Here is a 14,106-nt window from a genome sequence, read left to right on the forward strand (position 1 = left end):
ATTAGAAAATGGCTCATCGAATACTTCCTATGCAGCTGCATACTTTGCTAATTCAGCAACAGTAACGCCCAATGGTAATGGCAGTTATACTGTCACATCAACGGTTACGACTCAGAAGGATTTAGGTAATTATCCTGTGCAAGTGCTAAGTATTGACGGCGCAGGTGCTAATGTATCACGCAGCGATTCCGGCAACTCACAGACAATTACTTACAGCTTCGTGACATCGAACTTAAGTGCTCGTCACAATGCTGCGATTAAAGTTGATGTTAATAGCATTAACTATCATCACAACTATGTTGTTGGTTTATCATTGAACGCATCTTCAGTACCTGCTGCAACATCATCATCGAGTTCATCTGCAACTAGTCAGTTATCAAGTTCAAGCAGCCAAGTAGCTAGTTCACAAACAACTAGTTCGAGTGTTGTTTCAAGTAGCTCAAGCTCATCTGAATCAAGCCAAAGTTCTTCCACAACGACTAGTTCGAGTGCAACTAGTAAACACGCTGCATCTAAGAGCAGCCAAAAGTCAACAAAACAAGTTGCTGAAGAGACTCACAAAGACAAGCAATTACCTGTCGCTGCTATTGTAGGTGGTGGTCTGGCAATTGGCGTTATTCTTGGATTAGTCATTAATCTTAAAAAGAAGTAATTGCCTATGCGAAAACAACAAAAAATCTTAACTGTTTTATTACTCGTGCTATTAATTATCAGTGCTGGTTGGATTTGGTTAATGATGCGCCCAACTCATGAAACAACCGTTTCAAAAAGAATTGTCGTGACGACAAATGCGCAAGCTCAGATATTTAATAAGCTAGATGTCCCTTTAGTTGGCGTACCAACGCCCGGAGCGCAACAATCACTACCTAAAAAGTACCGTGATTTACCACAAGTTGGTAATCATGTTGCCCCAAACTTAGAGAAAATTGGTCAATTAAAACCTGATTTGGTTTATTTGGATGCTGCCATTGCTTCTGATTATCAACAAAAATTAGATAGTGAGCATATTAAATATCAACAATTGAAATTTAATACATTATCTGATTTACAAACAACGGTCACTTCTCTTGGTAAGACTTACCACCGAGAAGCTGCTGCTAAACAATTAAATCACTCACTTTCATTGCCACAACAACATCCCAAGAAAAGGCAAAATGTCTTGTTATTGATGGGGATGCCTGGCGGTTCATTTTTAGTTGGTACTGAGCATAGTTATATTGGTAATTTAATTACCCAAGCTGGTGGTCATGTCGTCGGGTCTGGTTCAAGTCCATTTGTCACAATGAATGCTGAACAGATTGCACAATCACAACCAACAGTTATCATTACAATGGCACATGCAATGCCTGATAGTGTCTTCAAAAACTTTGATGCACTGTTCAAACAATCAACATGGCAAGCAGTGCCTGCTGTTAAGGACGGTCATGTTTACCGTGCTAAAGAACCAATATTCAGTATGACTGCTAATTTAAATGCACCGAAAGCCTATCAACAAATTCGGACTTGGCTTAAAAAATAGGAGGAGATAATGTCTAGATATTATCGATTTATTTTGGTCATCTTAGTGATTATCAGCATCATGATTGCACTGGTTGTTGGTAGTACACCGATTTCTCTGATAAAAATGATTCACGGAAATCACAACACTTGGCAGCTAATTATCAATTACCGTTTACCAAGAATCCTTGTAGCGGTGCTTGGTGGTGCACTCATTGGTATAAGTGGCTTGCTGCTACAAAGTGTTCTACGAAATCAACTCGTTGATACATCTATTCTAGGAATTATGAACGGTAGTCAGTTTTTACTAATTGCACTCTTAGTTCTTTTACCTAGTTTCTTAAACGTCAACGTTTTGCTAGGTAGTTTTGCAGGATTAATACTAACTGCGGTTTGGTTCGTTGTGCTACCTAAACATCAACCACCATTGCGGTTGATTCTACTAGGAATTGCGACAGCCATGACTTTTCAAGCGCTGACAAATATTGCGAGTGAAGGTTTGGGTGTCCCATTACCCTCACTAAGTACGGTGAGTTGGCCACAGGTTATGCAACTAATCATGGTCATAATTATTGGTTGTATTTTGATTACGCTGGTCTGGCCAAATCTAAAATATTTTGCGCTCCCTTCTCGCCAAGTAAAATTACTTGGTATCTCAGAAGAGAAAACGATTTGGATCGTCCTACTGGCAATTGGCCTATGGACGGGTGCTCTGACTAGTCTCATTGGTATTGTTTTTTTCCTAGGTGCCATCTTGCCAGAAATTGCTCGCTTTATGAATCCAAAACAAAAAAGCCAACATTTAATCTGGCCAACTGCTTTGTGGGGCAGTCTGTTGCTACTTAATGCTGATACGATTGCACGCACAGTAGTCGCACCCAAGGAATTACCAACTAGCGCCATTCTGCTAGCTATCAGTGGCCCACTATTTGGTCTAATGTTAATCAAAGGAGGTCATCATGCTCGACATTAATCATCTATCTTTTAGTCGTGGTAACCATAAGTTACTAGATAATGTGTCTGCCCGATTACCTACAAATCAGATTACGGCATTAATTGGACCGAACGGCGTTGGTAAATCAACTTTAATCCAGTTACTAACTGCTGAACTATTGCCGGACAGTGGCTCAGTGATTAACCACGCAAAGCATGTTGCAGTATTATCGCAACATAATCAGTTATACGAACCTTTAACTGTTCGTGAACTATTACAGCTTAGTCATGCAAAAATGGACGAAGAAGTGATTAACACACTGCAACTGACACCGTTACTAGATCAAGAGATGACTGATTTATCTGGTGGGCAACAACAACTGGCTTGGCTAGGTTTTGTTCTACAGCAACAACCAGATTTGTTGATTTTAGATGAACCGACCACATTTCTTGATTTACATTTTCAAGAGTTGTTCCTCAAAACGTTACAACAGTTACAAGAAAAACGGCAAATGACGGTCTTAATGGTGCTTCATGATTTAAATCAAGCATTCCGTTACAGTCAGCATATTTGGCTCTTACGACGTACAGCCGATTTGGTCAGTGAAGCTGCTGTATTAATGCAAAATCAAATCGATTTACTTTCTGAAGCTTTTGAGACACCGTTACAATTAATAAAAACACCTAACCAGACGATTATTCAGCCAAAATAACTTTATCATCTGTGTTGCATAAAAATTTTTTCAGGCAGTAGATTATCGAATGATTACGGTAATTTACTGCCTGATTTTTTTATTAATAATTTTCATACAGACAATGTATAATTTAAGCGACAGGATATTAATTAAAGGGGAGCTTGTTCATGGAAAAGGAAGAGGAACGGCATTGTGTCTCATTAGTACCAATTTTTAAGGCATTAGACCAGGATGATCTTGGAAAAATTTCTCAAAATATTACTAGTAGACAGTTAGCTAAAGGGGAAATTCTATATTCTCTGAATGATAATGATGACACTTTGTATATCGTCCATACGGGAGAACTAAAAAACTATCGTATTTTAGAAAATGGCAAAGAACAATTAATTCGTCTTTTGGGACCCGGAGCATTCACAGGGGAATGGAGTATCTTTAAATCAGACATAAAACACAATGATTACATTGAGGCTCTAGAACCAACCGAAATATGCCAACTAACACGACAAGGCTTCAAGCAAGTTTTAGGCCAGTATCCTGAAATAAGTATGAGCCTGTTACAACACATGTCTGAACGCTTAGACATTTCTGAAAATCAAACGGCCACACTTGCCTATGGATCAATCACTAAAAGAATCACGTCTTACTTAGCTGATTTAATCATCAACTCGAAAGTTAATCAAGAAGGTACGATTCAAGTTGCGCTACCGATGACACGGAAGGATTTAGCTTCTTATTTAGGAACAACACCCGAATCCGTCACTCGTGGATTTAATAAACTAGAGAAAGCGGGCGTAATCGAATCTATATCAAATAAAATCATCCAAGTGCATGATTTTAATAGTCTGTAATATTTCAGGAATATTTATACTATAAAACTGACTTGCTTATAACTAAGCTATTTTAACAAAAAGGAGTTGGGAACAATGTTCCAACTCCTTTTTATTAGCTATCAAGCATGCCATTTTTATTCTTCTTCATCCAGTCCGTCACGTGCAGTCTTACCCAATAAAGCCTGTAAAGTCGCAATATTATGATTATTTGCAGCTAATAAATTGGTTAACGTTAATGCTAATACCGGCCGGTCTTCCTTATTAGCCAATTTAATTGCACGTGTAATAAACATATTTTCAGTATCATAATCATGGACAAGATTATTAATTAACCAATCTGTCGTTTCATATTTATTTTGCCCATTTTCTTCAAGCATTGTATAAGTATCAAACTCTTTTTGTACACTGGGTACGATTAAATTTTCATCAATTAAGGTCTCGCCAAGTTGGTCCTTTTGCCCATATGCTTGTAGTAGTAATTGATTAAACAAATCTTTTAGCATTGTTACTTGACTACCTTTTACGTACCATTTTGCTTGTTGTAACTTATTTGCTAAAACGGCTAAATTTGCCACGATATGTCCCGTCATCGCCCCAGCTGTTGGCGTGTGATGATCAATATCAGCTTGCTTAACTTCTGCTGTAAATAATTCTGTTGGTGTTGTCATAGTTTTTTCCTTATTTAACTTTGATTGACTGTACATTGTAACCCAAATTTGTCACGGTATCCGCTACTTTATCCGCTGAAATTTTATCACTGTCAAAATCTGCCTTGACCTTTGCTGCGTTGAACAAAACTTTAACATTTGTGATGCCTACTTGTTTATCTAATGCACTCTGAATTTTTTGCAAACATGACGGGCATGACAATTCATCCAGTTGTAAAACAATTTTATTCATTATAGTAACCTCCTGATTGAAATAGCTTTATCATAAATGATTTGCCGTTTTGCGTAATTGATTAGGATCAAGTTTTGAATTTTTTATTCGATAATTAATTAATCTCATTGCATTAAAAATGACGATTAAAATGCTTATTTCGTGAATGAACATACCACTGGCCATATAGATGAACCCTAGAATGAGGCCCATTAACAATGCAATAACTGTCGCGATAGCAATAAAAATATTTTCTTTGGTATTACGTACTGTTCGCTTAGCTAAACCGTATGCATGTGTCAATTCCTCAAAACCTGATGACATTAAAACGATATCAGATGTCTCAACGGCAACATCCGTCCCACTGCCCATAGCAATACCAATATTTGCAACTGCCAATGATGGACTGTCATTAATACCATCCCCAATAAAAGCGACTGTATGATGATCTGCTTGAGCCGACGTAACATAACTAACTTTGTCCTCGGGCATTAGATTAGCGTGCACCTCATCAATACCAATTTGTTTGGCTACAGCATTAGCTGTTTGGGCATTATCACCCGTCAACATAATTGTTTTTTTAATGCCCAACTGCTTAAGTTGCTGCAAGCTTTCTTTCACATTCGGACGCACAGTATCTGATATACCAATTAGTCCAATGACCTTTCCGACATAACCAAGTAAAACAGTAGAACTACCAGTTTCTTGAATGGTATTCAAATCAGCTAGTTGTTCGGCTGTTAAATCAATCCCATTATCAACCAATAATTGTTGATTACCCAAGTATATTGGCTGTTTGTTGTACTGTGTCACAATACCGCGACCTTTGATGGTGTTTGCATCAGAAACTGTCATTTGGTCAATCGCAATGTGCTGGCTATCTGCATAATTATTAATTGCTCGAGCTAATGGATGATCAGAATGATATTCAATAGCGGCAGCTAAACTAATACTGTCGTAATCAGTCGTATAATTATGAACTTGCGTCACCGTAGCTTTACCTTCAGTTAGCGTACCTGTCTTATCAAACATAACCGTATCTACCTTAGAAAAGGTATTCATGACCTCGCCACCTTTGATCAGCACACCATTTTTGGCGCCATTACCAATCCCTGTCACATTTGAAACTGGGGCGCCAATGACCAAGGCACCTGGGCAACCCAGAACTAGCACGGTAATTGCTAATCGATAATTTTGCGTAATTATGCCAACGACTACTGCAATAACGAGGACGGCTGGTGTGTAATAGGTGGCAAATTTATCAATAAATTTTTCTGCTGGTGATTTAGCATCTTGCGCCTCCTCAACTAACGTAATAATTTTTCCAAAAGTTGTTTCTTCACCAACCTTAGTTGCTCGAATTTTTAAAGTCCCATTATCCAATATTGTCCCTGAAAAAACATCATCGCCAACTGCTTTACTGACGAGTTTCGCTTCACCAGTAATACTAGCTTCATTAATATCTCCTGAACCCGTTATAATTTCACCGTCTACTGGAATCTGTCCACCAGTTTTCACCAAAACAACATCATCAACAGACACAAAATCAACGTCTGTTTCTGCAACCGAATTATCATTCTGAACAACTAATGCAGTCGTCGGAGCCATTTTTGTTAAGTCTTTGATGGACTTTCTGGTTTTCGTTAATGTTTTCTCTTCTAAAAATGTCCCAAACAAAAACAGAAAGGTGACAATGGCTGATTCATTAAATTCACCAATCATAAATGCCCCAATGACCGCAATTGAAACTAGTAACTCAATACTCACTGTTTTATATCGCAAAGCTGACCAAGCCCGTAACATAACTGGGATTGCAGCTATAATCGATGCCAATATAAATGCTCCCGTGTAAATATTCTCATTATGAACAAGTTTTCCAAACAAACCAATAACGATTAAAACTGCCGTAACCAATGTAATCTGATTAGTATGTCGATGAACATATCGCTGAAATTTCATTATTGTATTCTCCTTTGACTAATTTAAGTTCAGTATAGACAAAGCAGTAAAATTAATAATTGATTAGCATCAATTTTTGCATAAAAAAAGACACCAATTTCTAAAGTAAACTGTGTCCTATAAAAATGATACAATACTTCGAAAGAGGAGGGATTAGATGATCGATTGGAAATATGGCACGTATATAACCATTTCGTGGCTTATAATATTATCTACTTTTACCATTGCAAAAGGACTTACCAATAATTTTGGCTGGTATTTCTTAGCATCTTTCCTAGCAATACTGATAGTGCTAGCCGCTAGTTATTTTTATGAGCATAAACATCCTCAATTTCAAGATAAAAACAGACTAGCCACTGTTCGATACTTTAGAGGATTTTGGGTACTGTTCATTTTTATTATTTATCTCGTTGTCGCTCTAACAGCCTCACATTTCAGTGACCTATTTTTCCTGATTTGTCTCTCACTCGGGCAAGCTGTACCCGCATTTTTCACTAAATATCAGCTCAATTCATAGGTGCAAAAAATTAGACTGACTTGGTCTATTTTTTTGCATTTTTTTAATAAAGTGTTATTCTCATCATAAGGAGTGAATACTCACTCACTTTTAATGACAAACATATCACTCAAATTAACAGGAGGGGTCGAGATGGGAGAAATCATTCAAGTAAAAGATCTTGTCCAGGGGTACGGAAAAAATATTGTTATTCATGACATTAATTTATCTATTATGTCCGGTGAGATTTTAGGCTTAATTGGACCAAGTGGTGCCGGTAAAACGACACTGATTAATGCCATTATGGGCATGCTTCGACCAAAGAAGGGGTCCGTCACTGTCCTTGGTACAGCAATGCCTAATCGCAAGATACTAGCCAGAATTGGTTTTATGGCTCAAGCTGATGCCTTATATGAAACACTAACGGCGCGAGAAAATTTAACTTTCTTTGGTCAAATGCAAGGCATGGACAAAAAGGAACTACCTGCTCAAATTGATTATGCAACGAAAGTGGTCGATCTAGATGAAGATTTAGATAAACATGTTAGTGACTATTCTGGTGGTATGAAACGACGGCTGTCATTAGCCATTGCTTTAGTTGCCAACCCAGATATCCTAATTCTAGACGAACCAACTGTTGGTATTGATCCTGAGTTACGCAAGCAAATTTGGCAGGAATTACATCGCTTAAGTCATGAAGGTAAAACAATTCTATTAACGACTCATGTCATGGATGATGCTGAAGAATCTGATAGTTTATTGATGATTCGCAATGGTGTTGCCATTGCTCAAGGACGACCAGCTGAATTAATCAAAGAATTTGAGGTCAATAGTGTTGAAGAAGTATTTTTAAAGGCAGGGAGGGAACAAGATGCGCACACTGGCAATGCTTAAACGTGTTTTACAAGAAATGTTGCGGGATAAGCGAACTCTAGCAATGATGTTTATTGCCCCATTGCTAATTCTCACTTTAATGTACTTTCTTTTCCAATCAAATAACAATCAAACCGCAGATTTAGCTGTTCGAAATGTTGATTCAACATTAATTAAAGCGATTGATAATGATAATTTGAAAATACATCATATCTCTTCCGATGATTCCGCAAAACAATTGATTCGTGATCATGATTATGCGGCGGTCATGACCCAAAAAGGAAATAAGTTAACTTTAACACTTCAAAATAGTAATCAAACAAAAAGTTCAATCATCAAAAAGAGTTTGCAAGCTGGGCAAATTAAGCTGAAGACACAAACATCAGTAACTGCGCTAAAAACACAAAAGGAAGCTATTCAAAAGCTACAACAACAACTAGCAATTCTTGCAAAGCAAACGGGCACACAAGCAAAAGTTCAATCATCATTACCTAACCAACAAAAAACAACAACGAAAAATTACTCAGTTAGTACACATTATATCTATGGCGATAAGGATACTAATTTCTTTGACACCTTCTTGCCAGTTATGATGGGATTTGTTGTTTTCTTCTTCGTCTTTCTAATTTCAGGAATTGCCCTACTACGTGAAAGAACCACTGGTACTTTGAAGCGTCTACTAGCCACACCAGTTAAACGAGGTGAGATTATCACCGGTTATTTGAGTGGTTACGGTATTTTTGCCCTCATTCAAACACTGCTAATTGTTTTTTATAGTACGTACGTTTTCGATATTCAAATTTTAGGTAGCATTTGGAATGTCTTACTCATAAATGTTCTCATGGCCATGGCTGCCCTAACCATGGGACTATTTATTTCAACATTTGCAGCGTCAGAATTTCAAATGATGCAATTCATCCCAATTGTCGTCATTCCACAAGTGTTCTTTTCAGGAATCATCCCCGTCGATCAGATGGCTGGATGGTTACAAGCAATTGGTCATTTGATGCCACTTTATTACGGTGCTAATGCCATGAGCGATGTGGTTACGAAAGGATTTAGTATCACCCAAATTTGGCCAAATCTATTAGCCTTATTACTGTTCGCCACCTTATTCTTGGTTTTGAATCTAAATGCAATGCGCCGATATCGTGAAGTTTAAAGGAGGAAGATTTAGATGGTTAATAATATTTCAACACTTTTTAGTAAAAGTCTTGATGAAATGGATATTTCCGATAAACAAAAGGCTGTTTTGCAAGCAAGTTTAACTCTTTTTTCCGAAAAGGGATTCGAAAACACGAGTACTCATGATATTGCCGCGATGGCTGATGTAGCAGAAGGCACCGTATATAAACAATTTAAAACCAAACAAGAATTATTACAGGTTGTCGTAGACTCTATCATTGATGAAGTCATTCCTAAGGTTGCTAACGAATTTATCGATGAAATAACTAAACCAGAGGGGCCCCACTTTCAAGAATTTTTACAAAATCTGATTCAAAATCGGATGCAGTTTTTTATAAATAATTTACCACAAATTCGCATTTTGATTCGTGAATCAATGACTAACGAAAGGGTTCGCCTACAGATTATTCATAAATTTACCCATTTACATTTAGAAAAATTAGAAACTATTTTTCAATACTATCAACAACAGGGGCAGTTAGTTGCTTGGAATTTTATAAAAATTCTTCAATATATTTTAGGCATAACTGGTAGTTATGTTGCACCTTTACTTTTTTCTGGAAGTACCACTTTTGATATAACTCGTTCTAGCCAAGAGGCAGCTGCATTCTTGGTTAAAGGGCTACAGCCTAAATAAAAAAATAATCTCCCGCTAAATTAGTCAAAGCTAAATTTAGTGGGAGATTGTTTTTTAATCAATATCATACCTGAGTTAACTAGCAACAATTATGCCAAATGTTTTTCTAACGTTGTTTGGGCAATCGTCATTAACCAACAGAAGAACCAATACAGAATCGCAATCATAATATAAATTGTCATATAATCCTGGTCTGCACCAGCAATAATCTGCGCTTTCATAAACATTTCACTAACCGTAATCATTGCTGCTAATGATGTTCCTTTAAACAAATCGAGTAAAATATTACCAAGTGCTGGTATAGAAATACGAAATACTTGCGGAAAAATCACTTTTCTCACAACCTTGCGATAGGGTAACCCCAGTGAATAAGCAGCATCCCATTGTCCTTGTCCAACGGCCAAAAATGATGAACGATAAACTTCTGAAACGAACGCACTGCTACTAATCGTAAAAGCAATCACTGCAGCCGGAAAAGCTGCCGTTTGAAACCCAAAATATATCACAAACAAAATGACCAACATTGGCACACCACGCATGAACGAAATAAATCCTCGTGCTGCCCAGTGTAAAATTTTAAAATGACTAAGTTGAGCCAAGGTTAGTAATAACCCTAGGATGAGTGACAATGCAAAACTCACAGCAGTTAATCCAAATGAAATCGGAAAACCAGACAAAATTGATGGTATCGATGAGATAGCTAGCGGGGCATCAAAAAAGTTAGGAATTGAAAGATAGTGTAAAAATGCCATTCACAATCACATTCCTTATTCCTTAATCGTAAAAGTCTTTGAAATATGAACGTTTGGTTTCTTAGTCACATCCGCACCATAGAATTTCTCAGACAATTTCTTCAATGTACCATCTTTTTTGAGCGAGGCTAAAGCCTTATTTACTTGCTTAGCTAACTTTTTATTGTCTTTTTTCATCAAAATACCAACGCCAGCACCATCATCTTTGGTCTTAAAATACATATCCTTCTTAATCTTTAGACCATTATTAGGAACGGCTTTTAATGCTAGTTTTTGCAAGTAATAATCATTCATAATGAAATCTGTCCGGCCATTTTTAACATCGCGTAGATAGACATCGTTTGAAACATTATTATAGTTAATTGTCTCTGCGCCAAGTTGCTTAGCTAAACGTTGATAACTCGTACCTGCTTCACCAGCAGCTTTTTTACCTTTGATATCATGCCACGAATTAATGCCTGAGTTGTCACTCTTACGAACAACAATACTGTTAAACGAATGCTTATACGGCGTTGATAGCGTAAACTCCTTCTTACGCTGTGGTGAAATACCAATATCATTAGCTGCCATATCAACTTTACCAGTTTTAACCGCGGTTAATTGACCATCAACATTTAATTGCTTAAATTCTACTTTGCGTCCCATTTTCTTGGCCACAGCACGAACAATTTCAATATCATATCCTGTCAACTTTTTAGTCTTTGGATCATGATATGAGGTCGGATAAAGAGTACCCGAAGTAGCAACTTCTAGTGTTGATTTATCCGTTGTATTACTACTAACTTTCTGACCACAACCTGCAACCAACAGACCAGCAGCAACTACAGTTATCCCACCCACGATCAAACCAGTTTTTTTCTTAACCATTTTCCGACTCCTTTTTGAAAACGTTTTCATTTCTCAGTATAGAGTGCGAGACACCCTTTTTCAAGGGAAAGTCCCAGTTATCTTTGGGATTTTATTTTCCGTCAAGAATAACAACATTTTATATTCAAAATAAATCAAAATAACATCAAATTATTTGTCTTCATCATTTTATAAAATTTTCTTCTATTATTTTTTATTGTTGTGTTCCAAAAGCTACGTTAAAATGCTTAGCAGGTACTTTTTACAAAGTAATTAAACATTTTGAATCATACATATATTTAGAAAGAGAGCATAAATGAGGTAGATTGAGGCTTCAGACTTTTAGAACGCGTTTATGCTATCAAACTTTCATGCTGATAATTAATACATTTTTAGCAAAAAGAAGTTGGAACAATTTTTTTGTCTCAACTTCTTTTTTTGTATTAAACTAGGGTTTGATTATTTTTTTCAGCAACAATCTGCGTTAAGTATTGATGACTTGCCATCATTTCTTGACAATGTCGTTGATCCGCTAAATTAATTTCATAGATACGACTTGCTGTCGGATTTAATTCATTTACCACTCGCTGCCAATCAACCAATCCTTTACCCAATGGCAAGCTATCATGATCTTGTCCCATAGAATCAACCAAATGATAGTGTTTCACTTGTAGCTTAAGGTGACGCAAACTCTCTATTAACGCATCATTATCAGCATGCACTGCAATGAACGCATGGCTGATATCAAATGCTAAGGGAAGGTTGGCTTGAATGATTCGATTCTCAAGTTCAGGATCCCCATATCCGTAAACTGGTGAGATACCATTCTCAAAAACAACATGTTCGGGAGCAATTTCTCTTAACCGCTCCATCTCATTAAAAACCGCATCCTGCGCTGCTGCAATCGTTGGCCACTGCGTTGTAATATTGCTAATGGCTGACTTATATGCGCCATGAACCAACGCATAACTATTCGTTTGCGCTGCCAACTTGATCAAACGCGCCGCACTTTGGATAACAAATTCATACAATTCCGGATTGACACTTGGATTCGTATATAGCTCGCAACGTTGATCATGCCACTTCATGGGGTGATGAAAAACGATGTGAGGTACTTGATCACTGACATATGACACCATTTTTAGGAAGTGCTCCCAACCATCAGTTGTAAAGTCTTGATCCGTTAAATGAAATTCAAAGACATCAGGATGATATTGTAGTCGATCATCAATTTGGTCTTTATTAGTACTAGCCTTTAATCCTAATTGCATAACAGTACCTCCATTCATTTCCTAGTATACACTGTTTAAAACTGCACGATTATTAATCGACACCCAGTTATTTTCATATACATGTTAAGATTTAAAAAATTAACATGTATAGAGGTACTTTATATGCAAAGCATCCCCAAGATATTTTACAAAATAGAGAGCGAGACAAAAGTCGTTTTGAAGCCGGTGTGTAACGTAGTTTTCGTCATTTTTGGCCGAAGCAAAGCGAAGGACAGAAATGTCGTAAATTGCGTTACATTGAGGCTTCAGACTTTTGGAACGCGTTTATGCTGTCAAACTGACATGCGTTTAATTAATATCTTTAGCACAAAAATTAGAGGCTGAGACAACATCTGTCCCAGCCTCTATTTAGCTAATCTCAATTTTACTTATTCAAAATATGACTTCCAAGCTGTATTAATATTTTGCTTCTTAGTAGCATTGCCCCAGAATGGTACTTTAACAACCCCAAGGACTTTATCATTATCTACGAATCCCCAATAACGAGAATCATTAGAAACTGTTCGATGATCACCTAACACAAAGTACTTACCAGCTGGTACTTTAACTGTCTTTTGACGAGTCCAACCTTGACGATCACCCAATTGCTTAAGTGATGTCCAATTACCAACTTGGTTAACCGTATTGGTTGCTGATTGCTCAGATTCCGAAATATACTTCTGATCAACCACTTTGCCATTAACTTTAAGAACACCATTAACCGCACTAACCGTATCACCGGGTAATCCGATGACACGCTTCACGTAATCCTTACTTTCAGTTGCTGTTGGATCTTCACCGTGGGCATCAAATACGATAACGCTACCACGATGAATCGTCTCTGTTTTTATTTTATCTGTCCTAAAAACAAAGACTCGTTCGTTATTGGTTAGATTTGGCTCCATTGATGCACCATCGACACGAACCATGGTAAACCAAACAGACCTTACCCCAAAAGCGATAAGTAATCCTACCAAAATTGGAATAACCCAAGACATTATTTCACGAAATGTTTTCATGGGTACGCTCCTTATACATAATATTATCAATGCTTAATTTTACCATAACTGACACTATAAGAGTTCTAAATTAAAAATAGATTAAGTGAAAGGCAGAGCGTGACAAAAGTTGGTTTGAAGCCGGTGTGTAACGTGATTTGCGTAATTTTTGGCCGTAGCAAAGCGAAGGACAGGGATTGCGTAAATTGCGTTACATTGAGGCTTCAGACTTTTGGAACGCGTTTATGCTAGAAA

16 protein-coding genes are annotated in these 14,106 nt (G+C 37.2%); 9 read left to right on the top strand and 7 right to left on the bottom strand.

Annotation, left to right across the window (positions count from 1 at the left end):
* The 5 genes from HMPREF0877_RS05675 to HMPREF0877_RS05695 all read left to right on the top strand — a co-directional run.
* Window positions 1-652, top strand: a 652-nt coding sequence (locus HMPREF0877_RS05675) for an NEAT domain-containing protein (protein WP_167528793.1), incomplete at its 5' end; no start/stop codon positions are given.
* Window positions 653-658: 6 nt separating this feature from the next.
* On the top strand, window positions 659-1,519 hold the full coding sequence (locus HMPREF0877_RS05680) for an ABC transporter substrate-binding protein (protein ID WP_002828316.1): 861 nt from the start codon (window positions 659-661) through the stop codon (window positions 1,517-1,519).
* 9 nt (window positions 1,520-1,528) lie between these two features.
* Window positions 1,529-2,470, top strand: a complete 942-nt coding sequence (locus HMPREF0877_RS05685) for a FecCD family ABC transporter permease (protein ID WP_040760687.1) — start codon at window positions 1,529-1,531, stop codon at window positions 2,468-2,470.
* Window positions 2,457-3,143, top strand: coding sequence for an ABC transporter ATP-binding protein (locus HMPREF0877_RS05690; RefSeq protein ID WP_002828318.1), 687 nt, complete (start codon window positions 2,457-2,459; stop codon window positions 3,141-3,143). The genes HMPREF0877_RS05685 and HMPREF0877_RS05690 overlap by 14 nt, the downstream gene beginning before the upstream one ends.
* A gap of 149 nt (window positions 3,144-3,292) precedes the next feature.
* Window positions 3,293-3,973: a Crp/Fnr family transcriptional regulator gene (locus tag HMPREF0877_RS05695; protein WP_002828319.1), complete on the top strand. Its 681-nt coding sequence runs from the start codon at window positions 3,293-3,295 to the stop codon at window positions 3,971-3,973.
* 116 nt (window positions 3,974-4,089) lie between these two features.
* On the opposite strand, the gene HMPREF0877_RS05700 is transcribed toward HMPREF0877_RS05695, so the two are convergent.
* From HMPREF0877_RS05700 to HMPREF0877_RS05710, 3 genes are read right to left on the bottom strand one after another with little or no spacing between them, the layout of a single operon-like run.
* On the bottom strand, window positions 4,090-4,623 hold the full coding sequence (locus tag HMPREF0877_RS05700; protein WP_040760689.1) for a ferritin-like domain-containing protein: 534 nt from the start codon (window positions 4,621-4,623) through the stop codon (window positions 4,090-4,092).
* 10 nt (window positions 4,624-4,633) lie between these two features.
* Entirely contained in the window at window positions 4,634-4,855 is a 222-nt protein-coding gene (locus tag HMPREF0877_RS05705; protein ID WP_002828321.1) for a heavy-metal-associated domain-containing protein, read from the bottom strand.
* Window positions 4,856-4,885: 30 nt separating this feature from the next.
* Entirely contained in the window at window positions 4,886-6,793 is a 1,908-nt protein-coding gene (locus HMPREF0877_RS05710; protein WP_002828322.1) for a heavy metal translocating P-type ATPase, read from the bottom strand.
* A gap of 157 nt (window positions 6,794-6,950) precedes the next feature.
* Between HMPREF0877_RS05710 and HMPREF0877_RS05715 the strand changes: the two genes are divergently transcribed.
* The 4 genes from HMPREF0877_RS05715 to HMPREF0877_RS05730 all read left to right on the top strand — a co-directional run bounded on the left by HMPREF0877_RS05715 (window position 6,951) and on the right by HMPREF0877_RS05730 (window position 9,984).
* Window positions 6,951-7,310 (top strand): hypothetical protein, encoded by a 360-nt coding sequence (locus HMPREF0877_RS05715; protein ID WP_002828323.1) that lies wholly within the window; start codon window positions 6,951-6,953, stop codon window positions 7,308-7,310.
* A 132-nt stretch (window positions 7,311-7,442) separates the two neighbouring features.
* Window positions 7,443-8,183, top strand: a complete 741-nt coding sequence (locus tag HMPREF0877_RS05720; protein ID WP_040760691.1) for an ABC transporter ATP-binding protein — start codon at window positions 7,443-7,445, stop codon at window positions 8,181-8,183.
* A complete protein-coding gene (locus HMPREF0877_RS05725; RefSeq protein ID WP_040760694.1) occupies window positions 8,161-9,324 on the top strand; it encodes an ABC transporter permease in 1,164 nt (387 codons plus the stop codon). Before HMPREF0877_RS05720 ends, HMPREF0877_RS05725 begins: the two co-directional genes overlap by 23 nt.
* 15 nt (window positions 9,325-9,339) lie before the next feature.
* Window positions 9,340-9,984: a TetR/AcrR family transcriptional regulator gene (locus HMPREF0877_RS05730; protein WP_002828326.1), complete on the top strand. Its 645-nt coding sequence runs from the start codon at window positions 9,340-9,342 to the stop codon at window positions 9,982-9,984.
* 89 nt (window positions 9,985-10,073) lie between these two features.
* Here HMPREF0877_RS05730 and HMPREF0877_RS05735 read toward each other — a convergent pair whose 3' ends face one another.
* The 4 genes from HMPREF0877_RS05735 to lepB form a co-directional block, all read right to left on the bottom strand.
* Window positions 10,074-10,736, bottom strand: coding sequence for an amino acid ABC transporter permease (locus HMPREF0877_RS05735; protein ID WP_002828327.1), 663 nt, complete (start codon window positions 10,734-10,736; stop codon window positions 10,074-10,076).
* A gap of 15 nt (window positions 10,737-10,751) precedes the next feature.
* Complete coding sequence (locus HMPREF0877_RS05740) at window positions 10,752-11,603, bottom strand: transporter substrate-binding domain-containing protein (RefSeq protein WP_096740521.1); 852 nt, start codon at window positions 11,601-11,603, stop codon at window positions 10,752-10,754.
* Window positions 11,604-12,025: 422 nt separating this feature from the next.
* Window positions 12,026-12,853 (bottom strand): sugar phosphate isomerase/epimerase family protein, encoded by an 828-nt coding sequence (locus HMPREF0877_RS05745; protein ID WP_040760697.1) that lies wholly within the window; start codon window positions 12,851-12,853, stop codon window positions 12,026-12,028.
* A 389-nt stretch (window positions 12,854-13,242) separates the two neighbouring features.
* Window positions 13,243-13,872 (bottom strand): signal peptidase I, encoded by a 630-nt coding sequence (gene lepB / locus HMPREF0877_RS05750; RefSeq protein ID WP_002828331.1) that lies wholly within the window; start codon window positions 13,870-13,872, stop codon window positions 13,243-13,245.
* Window positions 13,873-14,106: the final 234 nt, after the last annotated feature.

This window comes from Weissella paramesenteroides ATCC 33313, assembly GCF_000160575.1.
Lineage (GTDB): Bacteria > Bacillota > Bacilli > Lactobacillales > Lactobacillaceae > Weissella > Weissella paramesenteroides.